Annotated in this window: 19 protein-coding genes; 8 read left to right on the top strand and 11 right to left on the bottom strand. The window is 71.8% G+C overall.

Annotated features, from left to right (window positions below):
- Positions 1 to 75: 75 nt before the first annotated feature.
- Positions 76 to 444, top strand: coding sequence for a YciI family protein (locus tag BM127_RS11700; protein ID WP_091198841.1), 369 nt, complete (start codon positions 76 to 78; stop codon positions 442 to 444).
- Positions 441 to 1,673 carry an RNA polymerase sigma factor gene (locus BM127_RS11695; protein ID WP_091198839.1) on the top strand — a complete coding sequence of 411 codons (1,233 nt, stop codon included), beginning with the start codon at positions 441 to 443 and terminating at the stop codon, positions 1,671 to 1,673. The genes BM127_RS11700 and BM127_RS11695 overlap by 4 nt, the downstream gene beginning before the upstream one ends.
- A gap of 4 nt (positions 1,674 to 1,677) precedes the next feature.
- Here the strand turns inward: BM127_RS11695 and BM127_RS11690 are convergent, their stop codons facing one another.
- The 7 genes from BM127_RS11690 to BM127_RS11660 form a co-directional block, all read right to left on the bottom strand.
- Positions 1,678 to 3,831: a RecQ family ATP-dependent DNA helicase gene (locus tag BM127_RS11690; protein ID WP_091198837.1), complete on the bottom strand. Its 2,154-nt coding sequence runs from the start codon at positions 3,829 to 3,831 to the stop codon at positions 1,678 to 1,680.
- Positions 3,832 to 4,047: 216 nt separating this feature from the next.
- Positions 4,048 to 5,058 carry an SGNH/GDSL hydrolase family protein gene (locus BM127_RS11685; RefSeq protein ID WP_091199157.1) on the bottom strand — a complete coding sequence of 337 codons (1,011 nt, stop codon included), beginning with the start codon at positions 5,056 to 5,058 and terminating at the stop codon, positions 4,048 to 4,050.
- A gap of 83 nt (positions 5,059 to 5,141) precedes the next feature.
- On the bottom strand, positions 5,142 to 5,954 hold the full coding sequence (locus BM127_RS11680) for a 2-phosphosulfolactate phosphatase (RefSeq protein WP_231263403.1): 813 nt from the start codon (positions 5,952 to 5,954) through the stop codon (positions 5,142 to 5,144).
- A gap of 155 nt (positions 5,955 to 6,109) precedes the next feature.
- Positions 6,110 to 8,053, bottom strand: coding sequence for a M13 family metallopeptidase (locus BM127_RS11675; RefSeq protein ID WP_091198835.1), 1,944 nt, complete (start codon positions 8,051 to 8,053; stop codon positions 6,110 to 6,112).
- Between the two features lie 36 nt (positions 8,054 to 8,089).
- Positions 8,090 to 9,067 (bottom strand): NADPH:quinone oxidoreductase family protein, encoded by a 978-nt coding sequence (locus tag BM127_RS11670; protein WP_091198833.1) that lies wholly within the window; start codon positions 9,065 to 9,067, stop codon positions 8,090 to 8,092.
- A 30-nt stretch (positions 9,068 to 9,097) separates the two neighbouring features.
- Positions 9,098 to 10,312 (bottom strand): M15 family metallopeptidase, encoded by a 1,215-nt coding sequence (locus BM127_RS11665; protein WP_091198831.1) that lies wholly within the window; start codon positions 10,310 to 10,312, stop codon positions 9,098 to 9,100.
- A 10-nt stretch (positions 10,313 to 10,322) separates the two neighbouring features.
- Positions 10,323 to 11,711 carry an MFS transporter gene (locus BM127_RS11660; RefSeq protein WP_091198829.1) on the bottom strand — a complete coding sequence of 463 codons (1,389 nt, stop codon included), beginning with the start codon at positions 11,709 to 11,711 and terminating at the stop codon, positions 10,323 to 10,325.
- A gap of 138 nt (positions 11,712 to 11,849) precedes the next feature.
- Here BM127_RS11660 and BM127_RS11655 point away from each other — a divergent pair, with 138 nt between their 5' ends.
- Positions 11,850 to 13,484, top strand: coding sequence for a M28 family metallopeptidase (locus BM127_RS11655; RefSeq protein WP_231263402.1), 1,635 nt, complete (start codon positions 11,850 to 11,852; stop codon positions 13,482 to 13,484).
- Between the two features lie 70 nt (positions 13,485 to 13,554).
- Here the strand turns inward: BM127_RS11655 and BM127_RS11650 are convergent, their stop codons facing one another.
- Together BM127_RS11650 and BM127_RS23025 are read right to left on the bottom strand one after the other, a co-directional pair.
- A complete protein-coding gene (locus BM127_RS11650) occupies positions 13,555 to 14,118 on the bottom strand; it encodes a TetR/AcrR family transcriptional regulator (protein ID WP_091199154.1) in 564 nt (187 codons plus the stop codon).
- Positions 14,119 to 14,174: 56 nt separating this feature from the next.
- Positions 14,175 to 15,656 (bottom strand): fatty acid desaturase, encoded by a 1,482-nt coding sequence (locus tag BM127_RS23025; protein ID WP_091198825.1) that lies wholly within the window; start codon positions 15,654 to 15,656, stop codon positions 14,175 to 14,177.
- Positions 15,657 to 15,877: 221 nt separating this feature from the next.
- Here BM127_RS23025 and ppgK point away from each other — a divergent pair, with 221 nt between their 5' ends.
- On the top strand, positions 15,878 to 16,633 hold the full coding sequence (ppgK, locus tag BM127_RS11640) for a polyphosphate--glucose phosphotransferase (RefSeq protein ID WP_091198823.1): 756 nt from the start codon (positions 15,878 to 15,880) through the stop codon (positions 16,631 to 16,633).
- Between the two features lie 25 nt (positions 16,634 to 16,658).
- On the opposite strand, the gene BM127_RS11635 is transcribed toward ppgK, so the two are convergent.
- A complete protein-coding gene (locus tag BM127_RS11635; RefSeq protein WP_091198821.1) occupies positions 16,659 to 17,144 on the bottom strand; it encodes a MarR family winged helix-turn-helix transcriptional regulator in 486 nt (161 codons plus the stop codon).
- Between the two features lie 127 nt (positions 17,145 to 17,271).
- Here BM127_RS11635 and BM127_RS11630 point away from each other — a divergent pair, with 127 nt between their 5' ends.
- Positions 17,272 to 19,374, top strand: coding sequence for an MMPL family transporter (locus BM127_RS11630; RefSeq protein ID WP_091198819.1), 2,103 nt, complete (start codon positions 17,272 to 17,274; stop codon positions 19,372 to 19,374).
- A 163-nt stretch (positions 19,375 to 19,537) separates the two neighbouring features.
- Here BM127_RS11630 and BM127_RS11625 read toward each other — a convergent pair whose 3' ends face one another.
- Positions 19,538 to 20,917, bottom strand: coding sequence for an NAD-dependent malic enzyme (locus BM127_RS11625; RefSeq protein WP_091198817.1), 1,380 nt, complete (start codon positions 20,915 to 20,917; stop codon positions 19,538 to 19,540).
- A 60-nt stretch (positions 20,918 to 20,977) separates the two neighbouring features.
- Between BM127_RS11625 and BM127_RS11620 the strand changes: the two genes are divergently transcribed.
- The 3 genes from BM127_RS11620 to BM127_RS11610 all read left to right on the top strand — a co-directional run bounded on the left by BM127_RS11620 (position 20,978) and on the right by BM127_RS11610 (position 22,292).
- Positions 20,978 to 21,259: a GNAT family N-acetyltransferase gene (locus tag BM127_RS11620; RefSeq protein ID WP_091198816.1), complete on the top strand. Its 282-nt coding sequence runs from the start codon at positions 20,978 to 20,980 to the stop codon at positions 21,257 to 21,259.
- Positions 21,260 to 21,333: 74 nt separating this feature from the next.
- Positions 21,334 to 21,909 carry a potassium channel family protein gene (locus BM127_RS11615; RefSeq protein WP_091198814.1) on the top strand — a complete coding sequence of 192 codons (576 nt, stop codon included), beginning with the start codon at positions 21,334 to 21,336 and terminating at the stop codon, positions 21,907 to 21,909.
- A complete protein-coding gene (locus BM127_RS11610; RefSeq protein ID WP_091198812.1) occupies positions 21,906 to 22,292 on the top strand; it encodes a hypothetical protein in 387 nt (128 codons plus the stop codon). Before BM127_RS11615 ends, BM127_RS11610 begins: the two co-directional genes overlap by 4 nt.
- The last annotated feature ends 46 nt before the right edge of the window (positions 22,293 to 22,338 follow it).

The raw sequence follows: 22,338 nt of genomic DNA, 5'->3' as shown, positions 1-22,338 counted from the left end.
CGAAATCGGTCCACGGGCGGCGACGAGGTGATGACAGAGCCCCGAACAGCGGGGCCGCACACGAGAGGCACCGCCATGAAGTACGTCCTGATGTACACCTCCCGCCCCGACCTCGCCGCTGGCGCCGACCCCGAGGCCGCCCAGGCCATCTACCAGCGGGTCTACGAGTGGTTCGGCACCAACGCCGGCGTGATGGCCGACTCGGGTGCCGAGCTCCTCGGCGTCGAGACCGCCACCACGGTCAAGCACTCGGCCGACGGTGCCGTCGTCGTCGACGGGCCCTTCAACGAGGCCAAGGAGGTCATCGGCGGCTTCAGCGTGATCGACGTGGCCGACATGGACGCCGCGATCGCCGTGGTGAAGACCTGGCCCCTCCTCGAGCTCCCGGGCATCGCCGTCGAGATCCGGCCGATGGTCGAGGACTACTCCCACATGGAGGGATGAAGAGCCGGCGGCCGGCCACCACGGACGACCTCCTCGCACGCACCCTGCGCGACGAGGCCGGCCCGTTGGTGGCCCGGCTCTCCCGGCGGTTCGGCGACTTCGACCTCGCCGAGGAGGCAGTGCAGGCAGCGGTCGTCGAGGCGCTGACGTCCTGGCGCCGCGACGGTCGTCCGCAGCGACCCGGCGCCTGGCTCCAGGTCGCCGCAACGCGCAACGCGATGGACGGGATGCGCCACCGCGACCGGCAGCGGGCGCTCGCGGCGCGGGTCGACGTACCGACGGCCGGCGAAGCAGCCGCCGGCACCGACGACCGGCTGGCACTGCTGTTCGCCTGCTGCCACCCGGCCCTCGCGCCCGAGGCACGGCTGGCGCTGACGCTCCGCGCGGTCGTCGGCCTCACCACCCCGCAGATCGCCCGGGCCTTCCTGGTCCACGAGACCACGCTCGCCCAGCGCATCGTGCGGGCGAAGAAGAAGATCGTCTCCGCCGGAATCGCGCTGACGGTGCCGCCTCCCGCCGAGAGGTCCGTCCGGTTGGGCGACGTGCTCGCCGTCGTCTACGTGATGTTCAACGAGGGGTTCGTGTCGTCCACGGGAGCCACGCAGGACAGGGACCTCGCCGCCGACGCGGTGTGGCTGGCCGGCGTCGTCGCGACCGCGTTGCCCGACGAGGCAGAGGCCTGGGGGCTGGCCGCGCTGCTCACGATCCAGCACGCCCGCAGTCGGGCCCGGTTCGCAGACGGTGACCTCGTCCTGCTGCGTGAGCAGGACCGCGGGCTCTGGGACGCCGCCGCCATCGCCGAAGGCGAGGCGATGATCGAGCGCGCCGCATCCCTGGGCCGGCCCGGGGCCTACCAGCTGCAGGCCGCGATCGCGGCCGTGCACGCCACGGGGTCCAGCTGGGCGGAGACGGACTGGCTCCAGATCTCGCTGCTCTACGACGAGCTGGCGCGCCATGACCCGTCACCCGTCGTACGGCTCAACCAGACGGTGGCCCATGCCCAGGTGGCCGGGCCCGCCGACGCGCTCGCACGCCTGGAGCAGCTGGCGCAACCACTCGCCGACTACCACCTCTTCCACGCCACCCGTGCCCACCTGCTGACCGGCCTGGGGCGCGACGACGAGGCTGCGCGGGCCAATGCCCGCGCCCTCGAGCTCACCACCAACGACGCGGAGCGACGGCTCCTGACCACGCGGCTCCACAGCCGCCGGCTGGACGACGGTTCGTAGGCGTTCAGCCCTGGGCGGCCAGCACCAGGGGCAGCACGCCGCTCGCGCCCGCGGCGCGGATCGCGGTCGCGGCGACGGTGAGGGTCCAGCCGGACGCCACCTGGTCGTCGACCAGCAGCACGGTCGCGCCGGCGGGGATCTCGGCGACGAGCCCGCCGCGACGGCGTACGGCGGCGACCCGCTGGGCGGAGTTGGACTGACCGGCCCGCGGCGGCACGGAGTCGTCGCGGATCGCCCAGGTGCCGACGATCGGGATCTGCATGACCCGGGAGAGGCCGTCGGCGAGGTCGCGCGTCAGCGTCGGCCGGGTCGCCGACTCGACCACCACGATCGCGTCGGGACGGGTCGTCCACTCCGGGGACCAGGTCTTCATGACGTCCATGACCGCCTGCGCGAGGCCGGGCGGCACCGGGCCGTCGGGGGTGTCCTCGCGGAACAGCGCGCGGAGGGCCTGGCCGTGACCGAGGTCGGTGAGCCGGGCCACCGACCTACCGGTCTCGGCTCCCTCGGCGATCTTGCCCTTGAGGTCGAGCCCGAGGTTGGCGAGCGCGGTGGGCCACATCCGGCGGGGCTCGAGCGGGACGCCGGGGCGCGACAGCCGCTCCCCCGCCTCGGCGACGGCCGCCTCGCTGATGCTCGTCGAGAGGGTCAGGCCACCACAGTTGTCGCACCGGCCGCAGTCGGTCGCGTCCGGGTCGTCGAGCTGCTCGCGGAGGTAGCGCATCCGGCACTGGTCGGTCCTGAGGTAGCCGAGCATCGCCTGCTGCTCGCGCTCGCGGGCCTCCGCGACGCGTGCGTAGCGCTCGGCGTCGTAGTCCCACGGCCGTCCGGTCGCGACCCAGCCGCCCTGGACCCGCTGGACGGCGCCGTCCACGTCGAGGACCTTGAGCATCGACTCGAGGCGGTTGCGGCCGAGCTCGACGCGCGTCTCGAGCGTCGCGGTCGACAGCGGCCGGTCGGAGTCGGCGAGCGCGGCGAGGGTCTCGCGCACCTGCTCCTCACGGGGGAAGCCGAGGGAGGCGAAGTAGGCCCAGATGTCACGGTCCTCGATCTGCGGCAGCAGGACCACGGTCGCCTCGTCGGTGCCGCGGCCCGCACGGCCGACCTGCTGGTAGTAGGCGACCGGCGATTGGGGCGCCCCGAGGTTGATCACGAAGCCGAGGCTGGCGTCGAAGCCCATCCCGAGGGCACTGGTCGCGATCAGCGCCTTCACCCGACCCTCGACCAGCGCCTGCTCGAGGCCGTGGCGCTCGTCGGCCTCGGTCTGACCGGAATAGGCGGCGACCTCGAGACCGCGGGCGCGGAGGTAGCCCGCGACCTCCTGGGTGGCCGCGACGGTGAGGCAGTAGACGATGCCCGAGCCGGGCTGCTCGGCGAGGTGGTCGGCGAGCCAGGCGAGCCGCTGCTCGGGCATCTTGAGCTGGACCACCCCGAGCCGCAGCGACTCGCGGTCGAGGGTGCCGCGCTGCACGAGGACGGCGCCCTCCTCCAGGCCCGTGGAGCCGGCGTGCACCCCCAGCTGCTCGGCGACGTCGTTGGTCACCCGGGCGTTGGCCGTCGCGGTGGTGGCCAGCGCAGGGATCCCGGTCGGCAGCTCGGCGAGGAGCGTGCGCAGGCGGCGGTAGTCGGGGCGGAAGTCATGGCCCCAGTCGGAGATGCAGTGGGCCTCGTCGACCACCAGCAGCCCGCAGGTCGCGGCCAGCCGCGGCAGCACCTCGTCGCGGAAGCCGGGGTTGTTGAGCCGCTCCGGGCTGACCAGCAGGACGTCGACCTCGCCGGAGGCGATCTGGTCGTGGATCGGCCGCCACTGGTCGATGTTGGTCGAGTTGATCGTCACCGCACGGATGCCGGCGCGCTCGGCGGCGGCGATCTGGTTGCGCATGAGCGCGAGCAGGGGGCTGACGATGACGGTCGGGCCGGCGCCGGCCTCGCGCAGCAGCTTGGTCGCCACGAAGTAGACGGCCGACTTGCCCCAGCCCGTGCGCTGGACGACCAGTGCACGACGGCGGTCGACCGCGAGGGCCTCGATCGCCGCCCACTGGTCCTCACGCAGGACGGCGTCGTGACGACCGACGAGCGCCGTGAGGTGGCGCTCGGCGGCCTCGTGGGCCGAGCGGCGTACGTCGTCGGTGACGGCTTCGGCAACGGGGGAGGTCATGACCCCTGTCTACCAACCGCCACCGACGGCTGCACGGGCGCGTCCACAGGCACCCGCTGGCCGCTTCGACCCACCGAGGACGCCACCGGCCGCCGGGGTGGTCCAGCGAGGGATGGTCGACGTGAGGCCGGATCGGCAGCCATCCGTCACTGGACTACGGCTGGTGGACAGCCATTCGCCACTGGACCACCCCGGCGTGGGGGCGGGGGCCGGACCTCAGCGCTGGCTCTGCGCGAGGAAGCGGTCGAGGTCGATCCCGGCCTTCCGCGCGGCACGACGCGCCTCCGGCGTGGTCAGGTCGGGCGCGACGACGACCTCTGGCTCGATGCTGCGGTCCGCGTCGACGTACTGGCTCTGGAGCGCGGCCTGCTCGGCACCGCTCGCGGACGAGTCGGCCACGACCTGCGCGGTCACGGCGACGGCCGCGCCGGTGAGCAGCGGGCTCACGGTCGGCGTGTAGCCGCCCGCGTGACCGGTGGCCTTGGGGTGGTAGCTCTCGCTGATCGGGCTGGAGAGGCCGTTGATCCACTCCGGGTTGTCGCACACCGCGTGGCCCACGAACGCGGTCGTCGGGTTGGCGAAGGAGAACCCGGCCGCCGAGGCAGCCGCCGCGGTCCTGGCGTTGATCAGGTCGGCCATCTGGTTGAGGCGCGACTGCTCGGCGGGGGAGAACCAGGTGAAGGCGTTGCAGTCCTCGCCCATGAAGATCCGCGGGTAGCCCACCACGACGACCCTGGCGTACGGCGCCCGCGCGCGGATCGAGGAGTAGAGGGTGGCGAGCTGTCCGGGGAGCGAGGTGTTGACGAACGCCTGGGCGCCGTCGATCTTGCCGTTGCAGTTGCTCGCCCAGCCCGGCAGGGCGCACTCGGTGAGGACATCCGCGAATCCTGCGTCGTTGCCGCCGACGGAGATCGACACGTAGCCGGTGGCCGTGGTCAGCGCCGAGAGCTGGGTGGCGGTGACGTCGGTGATCCGGGCGCCCGAGCAGGCGCGGAAGTTGAGGGCGTAGCCGCGGGCCGCCGCGATCAGGCTCGGGTAGGCCTGGGTCGAGCGCTGGCAGCTGGTGCCGTCGGCGATGTACGAGCGGGTGCCGGTGCCCGAGGCGTACGAGTCGCCGAGGGCGACGTAGGACGGCGCGGCCGCCTGCGCGGGCTGGAGCAGCAGCGGGCCGAGCAGGCCGACGAGCGCCGAGCCGAGCACGGCCAGGCGACGAGAGGTGCGATTCATCTGGGTGTCCTCCGAGATCACGGCCACCCGAGTGTGGCCGCCATCACACTAGGGAAGACCGGCGGCGAGGACCAGAGCCAGCCTCAGGTGGGGCCGCCGACGCGCCGCAGTCGCGGGCCGGGCGGCGGCAGGGCCGTCGCGTCGCGGAACGACTCGCCGACGAGCACCGGCACGACCTCGCTCACGTCGAGGCGCGCGGAGATCTCCACGTCCGCGATGAAGCCGGCGTCGGCCAGCTCGATCCCGCCGGCGCAGTTGAGCAGGTCGACCGGCAGCACGGCTCCGTGCCAGGCGGCGACGGCCATCCGCGCCTCGGGGCTCGCCGATGCCGGCGACTCGAGCCCGTCGAGCAGGTCGGCGATCACCGCGCCCGCGCCCCACAGGTCCTCGACCGCCGGACGCAGCGTGTCGTCGTACCACCGCTCCCCCGCGGGTACGACGACCACGCTGGCGCCGTCGGCCACCCGCGGGGCCAGCCACCGGGCGACGGCACCGGCGTTGCGCAGGCACGCGCCGACGACCTGCGCCCCCGACTCGGCCAGCGCGAAGGCGATGGTCGAGCCGTTGGGCGAAGGCAGCACCAGTCGCTCGATCCCCTGCACCTCCGCCAGGCTCGCCGGGGAGAGCGACACGTGGCGCGCGTCGCCGCGCGACATGGCCTCGAACCGACCGACGGCCAGCGTCGCGCCGTGGCGTACGGCGTGCTCGGCGGCGCGCGAGTCGCGCCAGCGGAACGGGAAGACCTCGATGCCGCGCTCGAGCGCCACGCTGAGGGTGGTGGTGAAGGAGAGCACGTCGACGACCACGGCGTAGTCCGCCGGGACCGCAGCGGCACCCGTCGGACCCCACTCCATGCGGATCCGGTGGGCGGACTGGTCGTGCCCCGGCAGTGTCACGCGCTCATTCAACAGCGGTGCGGCAGCCAGGGGGAAATGCCGTGGGGTGAGTCGACAGTGGAGCCCGGTGACGGTAGGTCGGTCACGGGGCTCCACTTGTCGTCGGCTCGGGCGGTCAGTCACCTGGATCAGGTTTCGACACGCTCCGTCCCTGATCACCAGATACGGACGCGACCCTCGGGCTCGAGCCAGAGGCCGTCGCCCGGCCGGGTCTCGAAGACCTCGTGGAACTCGTCGAGGTTGCGCACGATGTTGGCGCGGAACTCGGCGGGGCTGTGCGGGTCGATGGTGAGGTACTGCAGCTCCTGCTCCTTGCGCCGCTTGGTGCGCCACACGTGGCCCCAGTTGAGGAAGAGGGTGCGGCGCTCGTCGACCGACGCCTCACCGCCCCGGCTGATGACGTACGCCTTGTGCGCGATGGTCAGGCCGCCGAGGTCGCCGATGTTCTCACCGACGGTGAGGCTGCCGTTGACGTGCTCGCCGGGGAGGGTGCGCGGCTCGAACTCGTCGTACTGCGCGACCAGCGCCTGCGACTTGGCCTCGAAGGCGGACTTGTCGTCGGCGGTCCACCAGTCGTGGAGGTTGCCGTCGCCGTCGTACTGCGCGCCCTGGTCGTCGAAGCCGTGACCGATCTCGTGGCCGATGACCGCGCCGATGCCGCCGTAGTTCTCGGCCTCCTCGGCGTCGGGGCTGAAGAACGGCGGCTGCAGGATCGCGGCCGGGAAGCAGATCTCGTTGGTGCCCGGGTGGTAGTAGGCGTTGACGGTCTGCGGGAGCATCAGCCACTCGTCGCGGTCGACGGGCTGCCCGACCTTCTCGAGCTGGCGGTCGGTCTCGAACGCCGACGCCGAGGTGACGTTGGCCATCAGGTCGTCGGGCGAGATGGTGAGCGCGGAGTAGTCGCGGAACTCCGTCGGGTAGCCGATCTTGGGGTAGAAGCGGTCGAGCTTGTCGTAGGCCTTCTGCTTGGTGTCCTCGCCCATCCAGTCGAGCGTCTCGATCGAGCGCCGGTAGGCGGTGACGAGGTTGGCGACCAGCTCGTCCATCATCTGCTTGGACTTCGGCGGGAAGTGGCGGGTGACGTAGACCTTGCCGACGGCCTCGCCGATGCAGCCCTCGACGAAGTCGACGCCGCGCTTCCAGCGGGCGCGCAGCTCCGGGGTGCCGTTGAGCGTGCGGCCGTAGAAGTCGAAGTTGGCCTGGACGAACTCGTCGGGCAGGTAGGGCGCCGAGCTGCGGATGATGCGCACGTGCAGGATGTCGCGCCACGCCTCGATCGGCGTCTCCTCCAGCACCGTCGACAGGTGGGAGAAGAAGTCGGGCTGCATCACGATCGAGCTGCGCAGCGTCTCCTCGGTGCCGCCGAGGCCGGTGATGTAGGTGACCCAGTCGAAGGCCGGGCAGAGCGCCACGAGCTCGTCGAGGCTCTTGTGGTTGGTGGTCTTCTGGACGTCGCGTGTCTCCGCGGCCTCCCAGTGGCCCTGGGCCAGCAGGGTCTCGTACGTCAGCACGGCCGCGGCCCCGGCCGACGGGTCGGCGTGGCCGCTGAGCGTGAACAGCTGGGTGAGGTAGGCGACGTACTTCTCGCGGATCTCGGCGAACTTCTCGTCGCGGTAGTAGGACTCGTCGGGCAGGCCGAGGCCGCCCTGGGCGAGGTAGACGATGTTGGTCGAGGCGTCACCGCGGTCGGGCGTGATGTAGGAACCGAAGAGACCGGGGCCGCCGATGCGCTCGAAGACTCCGAGGAAGGCGGCGAGGTCGGTCAGGTTGCTCACCGAGCGGGCCCGGTCGAGGAGGCCCTGGACCGGCTGGAGGCCCTTGGCCTCGATGGTGTCGGTGTCCATGAAGGAGGCGTAGAGGTCGCCCACCTTGCGCTCGTCCTCGTCGAGCTCGTCGCGCGGGCGGTCCGCGAGCTCGGTGATGATGTCGCGCACCTGCTGCTCGGCAGCGTCGGCCAGCGCGATGAAGGCGCCCCAGCTGGACTTGTCGGAGGGGATCTCCGTCTCCTCCAGCCAGCGGCCGTTCACGTGGCCGAAGAGGTCGTCCTGCGGGCGGATGTCGGGGTTCATGCCGTCGCGGGCAGCGTCAAGGATCGTCACGCGCCGACCCTAACGCGGCGGGCCAGACGGCAGGCGTCAGCGCACCCGCACGACCGACTTGCCGAGGGTGCGGCGCTCGTCCATGTCGACCAGCGCCCGCCCGAAGTCGGCCATGTCGTGGGTCGCACCGATCGGCGGCCTGATGACGCCGGCCTCGATCATCGGAGCGAGGCGGTGCCACTGCTTCTGCATGTAGCCCGGGCGGGTCATGGCGTACGCCCCCCAGCCGACGCCGCGGACGTCGGTGTTGCCGAGGAGCAGCCGGTTGACCTTCACCTGGGGGATGCCCTGGCCGGCGGCGAACCCGACGACGAGGATCCGGCCGAGCTCGGCCAGGCAGCGCAGGGAGTCGGTGAACGCGTCGCCGCCCACGACGTCGAGGACGACGTCGACCCCGCGGCCCTGGGTCAGCTCCTTGACCGCGTCCTTGAAGTCCGGGCCGATGACGACCTCGTCGGCGCCGGCGGCGCGCGCGAAGGCCGCCTTCTCCTCGGTGCTGACGACCGCGATGGTCCGCGCGCCGAGACCCTTCGCGACCTGGAGGGTCGCGGTGCCGACGCCGCCGGCGGCGCCGTGGACGAGGACGGTCTCGCGGTCGCGCAGTCCCCCGCGCTCCTCGAGCGCGAAGAGGGCGGTGAGGTAGTTCATCGGCAGCGCCGCGCCCTCGTCGTACGACAGGGCGTCGGGCAGCGCGAAGGTGAAGATCGCCGGGTTGGCGACGACCTCGGCCGCCCCGCCGTTGAGGTTGACCCCCGCGACCCGCTGTCCGACCGTGAAGCCGCTGGACTCCGCGGCGCCAGGGTCGAGGACCACGCCGGCGAAGTCGACGCCGAGCGTGAACGGCGGCTCGGGCTTGAACTGGTACTCCCCCCGGCTCAGCAGGAGGTCGGGGAAGGCGACGCCGACGCTGTGCACCTCGACCAGCACGTCGTGGGCCGCCGGGACGGGCGCGTCGACCTCGCGCACCTCGATGTCGGCGGGACCGGTGGGCGTGACGACCTGGACTGCCTTCATGCGCCGAGCCTAGTCACGCGCGGCACCCTCTCAGCCGACGGCCTTGACCTCGCTGAGCTCGAAGTGCATCGGGTCGGTGTAGCGCCAGTCGCCACCCCAGGCGAAGCCCCACTTCTTGAACACGGCGACCACGTCGCGGTCGATGTCGCCGACGGTCCCGCGGCCGTTGCCGGGGACGTTGAGGTCGAGGGCGAGGCCGAAGGAGTGGTTGGACAGCGAGGTGGTGTTGGCGATGAAGCGGGGGTAGTAGCAGCCGGCGTACTCGTCGGGATGGATCTCCGCGGCCAGTCCGCGCGACTGCACCTCGAGCAGCGCCGCCCGCAGCTGCGGGAAGAGGTCCTTGTGGCAGGTGACCGCGCCCAGGATCGGCACCACCTCGGTGCGGATGTTGGCTGCCACCCAGGACTCCTCCGGGGCGATCCGGCCGCCGCCGATGACGCGGTAGCGGTAGGTGCCCACGACGCTGCCGAGGGTGGTGCCGGTCGGGAGTGCCGTGAGCTGCGCGTCGGGGTCGAGCCCGATCAGGGACGCGATGTCGAGCATCTGCACCGAGACGTCCTCGCCGACGAGCCGCTTCAGCGGCTTGCGGATGCTCGAGGGGGTGATCGCGTCGGTCGAGATCAGCAGGCCGTTGTCGGTGGCCATCTCGATGTCGTCGGCCCAGGCGGTGTTGACCACCATGTCGATGGTCGGGATCTGGGGCGTGTAGGCGCCCACGTGCAGGGTGGGGGCGCTCTCCTCGCTCCCGAGCCGGATCATCCCGTCCTTGTCGGCGAGCCGCTTGGCGACCTTCTGGTCGATCGCCATCTCACCGCCGGCGACGCGGTCCCAGGCCTCCTGGAAGTCCGCCACGTCCGCCTGCGTGAAGTGGCGGTAGTCGCCGGGGTCGACCGAGGCGACCGTCAGCACGCGGTTCTCCAGGCTGACCTGGCCGAGGCCGATGCGCTCGGTGTGGGCGACGCCCTCGAGCCTCTCGATCCTCTTGACCAGGTCGTCGTCGAGGGGTCGGTCCCACTGCACGAGGATGTCGGCGCTCCACAGCCGGCCGTCGCGCCTGCCGGGCGGGTCGACGGCGTGCGCCGGGTCGGCGACCGGCACGGCCGGGCTCTTGCTCGGCGAGGGCTTCGAGGTCTCGGCGGCCGACGTGCGGTCCGGCTCGGGAGCCGCGTCCCCGTCACTGCACGCGCCGAGCACGAGGGTGAGGGCAGCGGCGACCGCCACCCCAGCTCCCCGTCGTACGCGCATGGCACAGACCTTAGGCAGAAGGGGTGCGGATGCGGCTGGGGATCGCGAACCACGACAGGACGCCACCGACCACGAGCAGCACCGCGCAGGCGATCATCGCGGAGCCGTACGCGGTGTCGAAGCGCGCCGGGTCGCGGTAGTCGTCGCCGGCGAGGCCGACGGCCGTCGGGAGTGCGGCCACCGCGAGCAGGGACCCGGCGCGGGCGACGGCGTTGTTGATGCCGCTCGCGATGCCGGTCACCTCGTCGGGCGCCGCGGCCAGCACGGTCGCGGTCAGCGGTGCCACCATGAGCGCCAGTCCGAGGCCGAAGACGGTGAGGCCGGGTGCCACGTCGCGCCACCAGACCACGTCGGGTCCGACGACGAGCAGCCAGAGCGTGCCGGCGGCCATCGCCAACGGGCCGAACGTCATCGGGATCCGCGGGCCGATCCGCTCGGCCAGGGCGCCGCCTCGGGCGGCCAGGACGAGCATGCAGAGCGTGATCGGGAGGGTGGCCAGACCGGCCTGGAGGGCGTTGTAGCCACCCACCGTCTGGAGCTGCAGGACGAGGAAGAACAGGATCGCACCGAGGGCGGCGTAGACGACCAGGGTCATCGCGTTGGCGGCGCTGAAGGTGCGGTCGGCGAAGAGGCCGAGCGGCACCATCGGCTCCCGGGTCCGGCGCTCGACGACGACGAAGCCGATCGCCGCGGCCAGGCCGAGCCCGGCTGCCCACCACGTGGCCGGGCCGCCCGCGTCGGTCAGTGCCCAGGTGGTGCCGGCGAGCGCCAGCGACGCCAGGGCTGCACCGGCGAGGTCGAACCTGCCGTGGGCACGCGGGTCGCGCGTCTCGGGCACCCAGCGGTGCGCCAGCCAGACGGTCAGCGCCGCGAGCGGCAGGTTGATGAGGAAGATCCAGCGCCACGACGCGTGGTCGATCAGCAGCCCGCCCACCAGCGGTCCGAGCGCGGCCGCGATGCCACCCAGGCCGGACCAGGCGCCGATCGCGCGGCTGCGGTCCTCTGCCCGGAAGGCGCCCTGGATCATGGCCAGGCTGCCCGGGGTCAGGAGCGCGCCGCCCATCCCCTGCAGCACCCGGGCGACGATCAGCACCTCGGCGGTGGGCGCCAGCCCGCAGAGCAGGGAGGCCAGAGCGAACCACACGGTCCCGATGACGAAGACCCGGCGTCGACCGAGCCGGTCCCCCAGCGCCCCGCCGAGCAGGATCAGGGACGCGAGCGAGAGGAAGTAGCCGTTGGTGATCCACTGCAGCTGCGAGAGCGACGCGTCGAGGTCCTCGCCCATCGACCGGAGCGCGACGTTGACGACCGTGCCGTCCAGCAGCGTCAGCCCCGACCCGAGCGTGGCCGCCGCGACAACGCCGCGGGCGGTCGACGTACCCCAGGCGACTCCGCTCACACCGCAAGGCTAGGGCGCGCGGTCGCAGGAGCGCTCGGGCAGCGGTCCAGACCGACCCCCCGGCACCCTTGACGCCACCCCTAGGGGTGGATCAGATGGCTTGTCCGACACCCCGAAGTCGGACCGTCAGGAGACCTCATGTCCACCCCTCACATGTCACCGGGACGCGCCTCACGTGCTGCGCGCCCCCTGTCGCTGGCGCTCGTCGCCAGCACCCTCGCCTGGGTCGGTGCCGCCGCACCGGCGGAGGCCGCGCCACCGTCGTGCTCCAAGCGCACGAACAACACCTACGCCAAGCTGCTCGAGTGCGTGACGGTCGAGGGCGTACGCGCCCACCAGGCCGTCTTCCAGAGCATCGCGGACGCCAACGACGACGAGTACTACCCCGGGAGCCGCGTGGCCGGCACCGAGGGCTACGCCAAGAGCGTCGACTACGTCGCCGGCAAGCTCCGGGCGGCGGGCTACACCGTCACCCTGGACCCGTTCGAGTTCCAGTTCGTCTTCCCCGCCCTGCTGCGCCAGACCGGGCCCGTCACTGCTTCCTACGCGACGGGGACCTACACCGGCTCCGGCAACGGCACCGTGTCAGGCGGTGTCGTCCCCATCGACCTCGCCCTGCTCCCGCCACGGGCCAGCACCAGCGCCTGCGAGGCGACCGACTTCACCGGCATCGACCTCTCCGGCCCCAGTGACATCGCCCTGATCCAGCGGGGTACGTGTCCGTTCGGCGTCAAGGCGGCGAACGCGCAGGCGGCCGGGGCGGAAGCGGTCGTGATCTTCAACGACGGCGCCAGTCCCGCTCGTGAGGGCCTCATCGTGGGCACGCTCGTGCCCTCGGTCGTGACCATCCCGGTGGTCGGCGCCAGCTTCGCCGATGGCGTGACGCTCGCCCAGCCGGGATCCACCGGCCAGGTGCGGGTCCTGCCCAGCGAGACCCGCACCGACTACAACGTCATCGCGGAGAAGCGCGGCACCTACCGGGACAACGTGGTGATGAGCGGTGCGCACCTCGACAGCGTCGGGGCGGGACCGGGCATCAACGACAACGGCTCCGGCTCGGCCGCACTCCTCGAGACCGCACTCCAGATGGCCAAGGTCAAGCCGGTCAACACCGTGCGCTACGCGTGGTGGGGCGCCGAGGAGTCGGGCCTGCTCGGCTCCACGGCCTACGTCCAGGGCCTGTCGCAGGCCGAGAAGGACCGCATCGCGCTCTACCTCAACTACGACATGGTCGGCTCGCCCAACTACGTCCTGACGATCTACGACGCCGACACGTCGACGTTCCCCGCGCCGGCCGGCGTGCCCATCCCCGAGGGATCGGCGGCGATCGAGGCCCTCTACGAGGGCTTCTACACCTCGGTCGGGCAGCCCTACGACGACGCGCAGTACTCGGGTCGCAGCGACTACCAGGCCTTCATCCTGGCCGGGATCCCGTCGGGTGGCCTGTTCACCGGCGCCGAGGGCGTCAAGACCGCGGCGCAGCAGGCGGTCTGGGGCGGCACGGCGGGCGCGCAGTACGACCCGTGCTACCACCTGGCCTGCGACACCTACGCCAACAACAACAACGCGGCGCTGGACGTCAACAGCGACCTCATCGCCTATGCGGCGCTGACCTACGCCTACTCGACGGAGCCGGTCAACGGTGTCGTCGGCGAGCCGGTCCCCGAGTCGGTGCCGCTGCCCGCACCGGCCGGGCCCGAGGGCACGTTCTGCACGACCGCCGGGTGCCCGTCCGGTGGCCTCCACGACGACCACGAGAGCGAGAGCGAGTGACCTGACCGCCCGGGCGAGGGGGTGGTGGCCGCGGTCCGGTCGCCCACCCCTTCGCCACGGCGTGCCGTGCTCAGCCCTCGAGCACCCGACCGGCGAGCCAGGCGATGTCGGCACCGGTCTTCTCGGGCGAGGCGGAGGGCTGCATGACGTGGCTCAGCACGACGCGTACGACCATGTCCGCCGCAGGCTCGAGGTGGTCGGTGTCGAGACCCGGGGCGTACGGCGCCACGCGGGCGAGGACGACCGCCTTGGCCGTGTCGAGCAGTGATCCCGCGTTGGTCGTCAGCAGCGGCAGCAGCTCGGTGTCGGCGCCGTGGGTCGCGCTGACCACGGCGTGCAGCAGCGTGTTGGCGCGGGCGTAGGTCAGCACGTCGGACACCGCGCGCTCGATGGCGCGGGTGAGCTCGGTGGGCTCGGCGTCGAAGGCCTGCTCGACCACCGCGAGGAAGCGGGCGAGCTCCTCGAGGATCATCGTCTCGGCGAGGGCGGGCTTGGACCCGACCTCGTTGTAGACGGTCTGCCGGCTGACACCGGCCTCGTCCGCGAGGCGCGCCATGGTGACCGCTGCCCAGCCCGACGAGGTGGTCTGGCGCACCGCCGCACGGATGATGCGGTCGCGGGTCGTCTCGGGCACGGCCACGAGTCTAGGCAGCGGGGCGGGTCGCGCCCGCCCGACGGCGTACGTCGTCGTCAGGCCGGCGACCTCTCGGGCGCGCAGGGCACGAAGTCGGCCTTGTCGCGCACGCCGCAGTCGGGGCAGCACCAGTCCTGCGGGATGTCGGCCCAGGCCGTGCCCGCGGCGAAGCCCTCGTGCTCCTCACCCGCGGCGACCTCGTAGACGTACGCGCAACCCGGGCAGCGTGCGGCCAGGACCTCCGGCGCACGCTGACTCGGCGCTTCTGCCTCGGTGTCGACACGGGCTCGTTCCTCGCCCTGCTCAAGCAGCGGTTGCGTGGCGTACCGCCGCAGGTAGGTCTCGCGCTTGCGCGGGCTGATGTTGGCCAGGGACACGTCGCCGCCGAAGTGGTCGACCACGCGCTGGTCCATCACCCGGCGCCAGACGGCGGGGACGATGGCGAGCACGATCATCCCGGCGTAGCCGGTCGGCAGCGTCGGGCTCTCCTCGAAGTCGCGCAGCGTCTGGTAGCGCCGGGTCGGGTTGGCGTGGTGGTCGCTGTGCCGCTGCAGGTGGTAGAGCAGCACGTTGGTGGCGATGTTGTTGGAGTTCCAGCTGTGGCTGGGCAGGACGCGCTCGTAGCGCTGGCGGTCGCCGACCCCGACCTTCTGCCGGAGCATCCCGTAGTGCTCCATGTAGTTGACGACCTCGAGCAGCGAGAAGCCGACGACCGCCTGGACCAGGAGGTAGGGCGCGACCTCGGGCCCGAACGCGGCGATGACCACGGCCCACAGCACGAGCGACATCACCCATGCGTTGAGGACGTCGTTGTCGAGGCGCCACGGGCTCTGCTTGCGCCGGGCCAGCCGACGCTTCTCGAGCCGCCACGCGGACCTCACGGAGCCGCCGACCGTGCGCGGCCAGAACTGGTAGAAGTTCTCGCCCAGCCGCGAGCTCGCCGGGTCCTCCGGGGTCGCGACACGGACGTGGTGGCCACGGTTGTGCTCGATGTAGAAGTGGCCGTAGAACACCTGCGCCAGGGCGATCTTGGAGAGCCAGCGCTCGTTGGCCTCCTTCTTGTGGCCGAGCTCGTGGGCGGTGTTGATCCCGATGCCGCCGATGCAGCCGATCGAGATGGCGAGGCCGATCTTGTCGATCGTCGCCAGCGGCTGGTCGGCGAGGAGGCCGAAGGCGTCCCAGCCGCCGACCACGGCCATCGCGCCGAGGAAGCCGACGTACTGGATCGGCAGGAAGAGGTAGGTGATCCAGCGGTAGTAGCGGTCCTGCTCCAGCGCCTCGATCACGTCGTCGGGCGGGTTGGAGCGGTCGAGGCCGGCGACCAGGTCGATCGCGGGGACGATGCCGAGGATGACGATGGGGCCGACCCAGAACCAGGTGCTCCACCCGGTGGCGAGGTAGCCGCCGAAGGCGACGAACGCGAGGCTCGGGACCACCAGGCCGATCAGCCACAGGTAGCGCTTGCGGTCCTTCCAGAGCTCCGTCGTGCCGTCGGGCACCGTGCCGCTGGGGGCGAGTCGGGTGGGATGTCCGGCCATGGTGGTGGTCTCCTGCCGTGAGGTTTACATGACCATATGATCTGTAAATCACCTTGACAAGAGGTACGGATCTGTCAACTTGGTGCGATCACCGGGTAGCCGCCGGTCCGTGGGGTTCTCGACCGTTGCAACGGTCGAGAAGCTCAGCGATCACCGGGTGGCCGGTGATCGCTGAGCGGGCCCGGCCCGCCGCGCCCGCGACGGCCGCTAGATTGACCCCCATGCAGCATCCCTTCGGCATCGACTTCGGCGGCACCGGCATCAAGGGCGCGCCCGTCGACCTCTCCCAGGGCGACTTCGCCCACGACCGCGTCCGCATCGACACCCCCAAGCCGGCGAGCCCGCAGGCCGTGGCCGAGGTGTTCCAGCAGATCGTCGACAGCTTCCCCGCGGCCTCGACCCCGGTCGGCGTGACGGTGCCCGGCATCGTCCGGCGCGGCGTCGTGCTCTCGGCCGCCAACATCGACAAGTCGTGGATCGGCGAGGACGCCGACGCGATCTTCACCGAGGCGCTGGGTCGCGAGGTGCACGTGGTCAACGACGCCGACGCGGCGGGTCTCGCCGAGGCGGAGTACGGCGCGGCGAAGGGCCGCCAGGGCCTCGTCATGGTGATCACCCTCGGCACCGGCATCGGCTCCGCGATGATCTTCGACGGCCAGCTCGTGCCCAACTCCGAGATGGGCCACCTCGAGATCGACGGCGAGGTCGCGGAGCTGCGCGCCGCGACGAGCGCGCGCGAGCGCGAGGGCCTCAGCTGGGAGGCGTGGTCCGAGCGCCTCACGACGTACTTCCGCCACCTCGAGCGGCTCTTCACCCCCGACCTCTTCGTGGTCGGCGGCGGCGTGAGCAAGTCGTGGGACAAGTTCGGCCACCTGATCCAGGTCGACACCGAGATGGTCCCTGCCACCCTCCAGAACCGCGCCGGCATCGTCGGCGCGGCCCTCGTCGCGCACCGCAAGGCCGGCCAGGGCGACTGAGCCCGGACGGCGCGCGGGGCAGGACCTACGGCCCCAGCACCCGCTCGATGGCCTGCGTGGCCCCGCGCAGGTAGCGCTCCACGATCACCTTCTCCTCCTCGGTGAAGGAGGCGTCGTGCCGGTCGAGCGCGACGAACATCGGCATGAGGTGGCCGACCACCTCACCCCGTCCGGAGTCGGTGATGTGCAGGTCGGTGCGCCGGCGGTCGAGGTCGTGGGGGCGACGTTCGACGTGCCCGCGGGCGACCAGGCGGTCGACGATGCCGGTCGCGGCCGCGGTCGACACCTCGAGACGGCGCGCCACCTCGGCCGGCCCGATCTGCTCACGGCTCAGGTGCTCGAGGGTCACCAGCTCGGTCTCGCTCAGGCCGGCGCGGCGCGAGACGACGTGGTTGACCCGGCCCCCAGCCGCGACGAGGTCGCGCAGCGCGAGAAGCGTCGGCGGTTGCGCCCGCTCCTGGCCGCGCTCGACCCACGGGGGAACCGCGTCGGACTCGAGGTGGTCGCTCACGTGGGTCCTTTCCGTGTCGGTCTGGTCTGCGGCGTGCTGCGCCGGCTTGCGAGCGTACCCAGTCTACCGCTAACTTGATAAGTAACTTGCTTAGCAATCATTTGGACTAGCGACCTCGAGGAAGACCGTGTCCCACTCACACCCGCCCGCTCCCGCCCGCTTCGTGTCCGGACGTCGTACGGCGTGGCTGGTCGCCCTCGTGCCCATCCTCCTCGCCCTCGCGATCATCGCGCTGGTGCCTGAGGGCGAGCGTGACGCCCGTGCCACCGACACGCTCCCGGCGGGTGCCGACAGCACCCTCGCGGTCGAGCTGGCCGACCAGCTCCCCGATGACGACGGCCAGGTCGCGATCGTGCTCTGGACCGCGGATTCGGGCGAGATCGACGAGGCCGCGCTGCAGGAGCTCAACACCCAGGCCGGTCAGCTGCTCTCGCAGGCGGGCGGCGACGAGGGCGGCGGCGAGAGCGGCCGGCCGAGCGACAGCGGGCAGCCGGGTGGTGAGCAGACCGGTCCGGTCGTCGTGGCCGAGGACGGCACCGCCGCGTTCGCTGCGATCCCCGTGACGTCGACGTCCGCGACCGACAACATCGACAAGGTCGACGAGCTGCGCCAGCAGCTGAGCGATGGCGTCCCGGACGGTCTCGACGTCCAGGTCACCGGTCCGGCGGGCATCCAGGCCGACCTCGGCAAGGTCTTCGACGGCGCCAACCTGCGTCTGCTGCTCTCCACCGCCGGAGTGGTCGCGCTGCTGCTGATCATCACCTACCGCAGCCCGGTCCTGTGGCTGGTGCCGCTCACGGTCGTCGGCATCGCCGACCGGCTGTCGGCCATCGTCGCGACCAACGTGCTCCAGGTCACGGGCGTGGCCTGGGACGAGTCCACGATCGGCATCCTCAGCGTGCTGGTCTTCGGCGCCGGCACCGACTACGCGCTGCTGCTGATCTCGCGCTACCGCGACGAGCTCAAGAAGGAGGACTCGCGGCACCTCGCGATGGCGCGTGCCGTCGCGCGCACCGCCGAGGCCGTGGCCTCGAGCGCGGTCACCGTGGTGCTCGGCCTGCTGACCCTGCTGCTGTCGGTCATCCCCACCACGCGTGGGCTGGGTCTCGCGTGCGCCGTCGGTGTGGTGATCGCCGCGACCTTCGCGCTCGTCGTGCTCCCGGCTGCGCTGGTGCTCTTCGGCCGCTGGGTGTTCTGGCCGCGGGTGCCCCACGTCGGTGACACCGTCCTCGTCGACTCCGACTCCTCGCTGTGGCACCGGGTCGGCGACGCGGTCGCTCGTCGTCCGCGCACGTTCGTGATCGCCACCGTCCTCGCCCTCGGCGTCCTCGCGAGCGGCACCCTGGGCATCACCACCGGCCTCGACCCGGCCGACCAGTTCCTGCAGAAGCCGGAGGCGATCGCCGCAGCCGAGCGCCTCGGTGAGTCCTTCCCGGCCGGCACGAGCGACCCGCTCCAGGTCCTCACCCGCGACACGCCCGAGCAGGTGCTCGAGGCCGTCGAGGGGGTCGAGGGGGTCACCTCGGCGCGTGTCACGACGACCGGCGACGGCATCGCCCAGATCGACGCCGTGCTGGAGGCCGACCCCGGCAGCGACGGCGCCCGTGCGGCCGTGGCCGACGTGCGCGACGCGGTCGGCGGCTTCACCGACACCCACGTCGGCGGAGGTGACGCGGAGGCGGTGGACGCCAAGGACTATGCCGCCCAGGACCGGCTGCTGATCCTGCCGCTGATCCTGCTGCTCGTGCTCGGCGCGCTCCTGCTGCTGCTGCGCTCCATCGTCGCTCCGCTGCTGCTCGTCGCCACCGTCGTCGCGACGTACGCCGCTAGCATGGGCGCGTCGTGGGTGCTCTTCAGGACCGTCTTCGGCTTCGAGGCGATGGACACCGGCGTGCCGCTGCTCGCCTTCTTGTTCCTCGTCGCCCTCGGCGTCGACTACAACATCTTCCTCGTCACCCGGGCCCGGGAGGAGGCGCGCGAGCACGGCACCCGCAAGGGGATGCTGCGTGCCCTGACCGCCACCGGCGGCGTGATCACCAGCGCCGGCATCCTCCTCGCCGCGGTCTTCGCGGTGCTGGGCGTGCTGCCGCTGGTCGTGCTCGCCCAGCTCGGCGCGATCATCTTCGTCGGGGTGCTGCTCGACACCCTCGTCGTACGCACGGTGCTGGTGCCGGCGCTCGCCCTCACGCTGGGCGAGAAGTTCTGGTGGCCGCGGAAGGTCTCGGCCTGAGGCCTCCCGTGCAGGAGTCACCGCTGAGGCGGTGACTCCCGCGCGATTAGGCCGTTGCGACAGCCCAACCGCGCAAGACTTCCCCCAGAAGTCCGACCGCAGCCCCGAGTGAGGTCAGGCTGCTGCCCGACGCTGTCTGGACCGAATATCGAGCGCCATGCAGCTAGCCCTCGCGGCCGCTGATCGCCGATGCCACGCGCTTGGTCACGTCGGGGTGGAAGACGCTCGGGATGATGAAGGCCGGGTGGAGCTCCTCGGCGCTGACCGTGTCGGCGATCGCCTTGGCCGCGCGGAGCAGCATGTCGACGGTGACCTCGTCGGCGCCGGCGTCGAGCAGGCCGCGGAAGACACCGGGGAAGGCGAGCACGTTGTTGATCTGGTTGGGGTAGTCGGAGCGACCGGACGCCACGACGGCGGCGTACTTGCCGGCCTCGGCCGGGTCGACCTCCGGGTCCGGGTTGGCCAGGGCGAAGACGACGGGCTTGGGCGCCATCGTCGGGATCCACTCCGGGTCGAGGATGCCGGGGGCGGACACGCCGACGAAGACGTCGGCGTCGACCAGGACCTCCTGCAGGGAGCCGGTCGCGCGGCGCGGGTTGGTGGCCGCAGCCAGCTCGGTGTGGGCCGAGGACAGCGATGCGTCGTCGGACGACAGCGCGCCCTCCCGGTCGACGACCACGACGTCCAGCGCACCCGCGGCGAGCAGCAGCGTGACGATCGCGGTGCCTGCGGCACCGGCACCGGACACCACGATGCGTACGCCGGCGAGCTCCTTGTCGACGCAGCGCAGCGCGTTGGTCAGCGCCGCCAGCACCACGATCGCGGTGCCGTGCTGGTCGTCGTGGAAGACCGGGATGTCGAGGGACTCGCGCAGCCGGCGCTCGATCTCGAAGCAGCGCGGCGCGGCGATGTCCTCGAGGTTGATGCCGCCGAAGCCCGGCGCGATCATCTCGACGGCCTTGACGATCTCGTCGGTGTCCTGCGTGGCCAGGCAGATCGGCCAGGCGTCGATGTTGGCGAAGCGCTTGAAGAGCGCCGCCTTGCCCTCCATCACCGGCAGCGCCGCACCCGGGCCGATGTTGCCGAGCCCGAGGACGGCCGAGCCGTCGGTGACCACCGCGACCGAGTTGCCCTTGATCGTGAGCTTGCGGACGTCCTCGGGGTTCTCGTAGATCGCCATCGAGACCCGCCCGACGCCCGGCGTGTAGGCCATGGACAGGTCGTCGCGGGTGCGCAGCGGCACCTTGGACGTGACCTCGATCTTGCCGCCGAGGTGCAGCAGGAAGGTCCGGTCGCTCACCTTGTGCACCGTCACGCCCTCGACGGCGGCCACCGCGGAGACGAGGTCCTGGGAGTGGTCGGCGTCGGAGGCCGAGCACGTCACGTCGACCACGAGGCGGTCGTGGCGCGACTCGGTCACGTCGATCGCGGTCACCACACCGCCGCTCGAGGCGATCGCGGTCGCGACAGCGCCGACGACGCCGTGGTCCGGGGCGGTGTACAACCGCATGGTGATCGAGTACGACGATGCGGTTGCGGCCATGGGCTGACCTTCCCCCGGCCTCGGGGTTACGGGCAAGTCACCTCGACGTACGCTCGGGTTGTGGACATTGAGTTCGTCGACAATCCCGACGCCCATCGCTACGAGCTGCGCTCCGGCGACACGGTGGTCGGCTTCGTCGTGCACCGCCTGCGCGGCGACACGATCACCCTCGTCCACACCGAGGTCGACCCCGCCTTCAGCGGCCAGGGGCACGCGGCCACCCTGGCGCGCGGCGCGCTCGACGACGCCCGGTCGCGCGGGCTGGGCGTCGTACCGTCCTGCCCCTACATCGCGGCCTACATCGGCAAGCACCCGGAGTACGCCGACCTCGTGGCGGGCTGACCCGCGACGTGTGGCGGTACGTCGGGAGGGAAGCCCTATAGTCCCGCGAGGACGCGGGCACGAACGGGGGGCACATGGCTGAGAGCGACGTCGACGAGGCGGATGCGGTGGTCGCGCACCGGTTGGGCTTCCTCACGCGCCCGCTGCGCGCGCTCGTCAACGCCCCGCACCTGCTGGTGCTGCTGGTGCTGGCGATCTGGGTCGGCTGCTCGCTGACCTATGCCGTGCTCGAGGACAAGGGCCCGATCGAGGGCCTGTGGTGGGGCATCGTGACCGGCTCGACCGTCGGCTACGGCGACTTCTACCCCTCGACCACCGCCGGGCGCGCGATCGGTGCGGTCCTCATCGTGTCGATGCTGGTGTTCGTGCCGATCGCCATCGGCCACGTCATCGCCAACCTCGTCTTCGACAAGGAGTCGCTCGCCGTGGCGACCGTCCTCGAGGACGTCCACGAGCGCATCGACCGGATGGAGCACCTGACGATGGCCTCGCTCGAGGCCCAGCACGGCCGCGAGTGGCTCGAGCAGCGGCTCGCCGAGTACGACGCCGCGGACGCGGCCCGCACCGACGTCGCCGAGCAGATGCTCGCCATGTTCGCGCAGAAGAACCTCACGGAGCACCCCCACTCGGACCCTGGAGGATCCCGATGACCAGCACCGCCCGCCGCCGCATGCGGTCCACGAGCATCTCGCTCGGGATCACCGCGGTCATGGCCTCCACCCTCACCGGGTGCGCGTCCAGCGCCGACTACGCCGCCGTGTGCGTCGACCCCGACACGCAGGAGCGTGTCGAGGACGACCAGTGCGACGACGACTCCGACTACAACGGCACCGGGTCCGGCTTCTTCTGGTACTACCTCGGCGCCAGCTCCCGGGTCCCCGCGGTCGGCTCGACGACGTCGGGAGGCACCTTCAGCAGCACCGGCCTCAACGGCACCGTGCAGCGCGGCGGCCTGCCGTCCACCGGCGGCGAGACCGTCAAGTCCAGCACCACCAAGGGCGGGTTCGGCGGCAGCTCGCGCGGCTTCGGCTGAGCCGGTCCCCGCCACCACCCGACGTACGCCGCTTCCCACCCGCTGC

The organism is Nocardioides alpinus (genome assembly GCF_900112035.1).
Classification (GTDB): domain Bacteria; phylum Actinomycetota; class Actinomycetes; order Propionibacteriales; family Nocardioidaceae; genus Nocardioides; species Nocardioides alpinus.
Note: the sequence above shows the minus strand (reverse complement) of the source record. Positions and strands in the feature narration are given on the sequence as shown.

Bases quoted from the DNA above. Each gene is read 5' to 3' on its own strand.
- BM127_RS11625 (WP_091198817.1), bottom strand. From the start codon at position 20,917: ATGGCCGCAACCGCATCGTCGTACTCGATCACCATGCGGTTGTACACC.
- BM127_RS11685 (WP_091199157.1), bottom strand. From the start codon at position 5,058: ATGAATCGCACCTCTCGTCGCCTGGCCGTGCTCGGCTCGGCGCTCGTC.
- BM127_RS11690 (WP_091198837.1), bottom strand. From the start codon at position 3,831: ATGACCTCCCCCGTTGCCGAAGCCGTCACCGACGACGTACGCCGCTCG.
- BM127_RS11695 (WP_091198839.1), top strand. From the start codon at position 441: ATGAAGAGCCGGCGGCCGGCCACCACGGACGACCTCCTCGCACGCACC.
- BM127_RS11670 (WP_091198833.1), bottom strand. From the start codon at position 9,067: ATGAAGGCAGTCCAGGTCGTCACGCCCACCGGTCCCGCCGACATCGAG.
- BM127_RS11615 (WP_091198814.1), top strand. From the start codon at position 21,334: ATGGCTGAGAGCGACGTCGACGAGGCGGATGCGGTGGTCGCGCACCGG.
- BM127_RS11610 (WP_091198812.1), top strand. From the start codon at position 21,906: ATGACCAGCACCGCCCGCCGCCGCATGCGGTCCACGAGCATCTCGCTC.
- ppgK (WP_091198823.1), top strand. From the start codon at position 15,878: ATGCAGCATCCCTTCGGCATCGACTTCGGCGGCACCGGCATCAAGGGC.
- BM127_RS11700 (WP_091198841.1), top strand. From the start codon at position 76: ATGAAGTACGTCCTGATGTACACCTCCCGCCCCGACCTCGCCGCTGGC.
- BM127_RS23025 (WP_091198825.1), bottom strand. From the start codon at position 15,656: ATGGCCGGACATCCCACCCGACTCGCCCCCAGCGGCACGGTGCCCGAC.
- BM127_RS11655 (WP_231263402.1), top strand. From the start codon at position 11,850: ATGTCCACCCCTCACATGTCACCGGGACGCGCCTCACGTGCTGCGCGC.
- BM127_RS11665 (WP_091198831.1), bottom strand. From the start codon at position 10,312: ATGCGCGTACGACGGGGAGCTGGGGTGGCGGTCGCCGCTGCCCTCACC.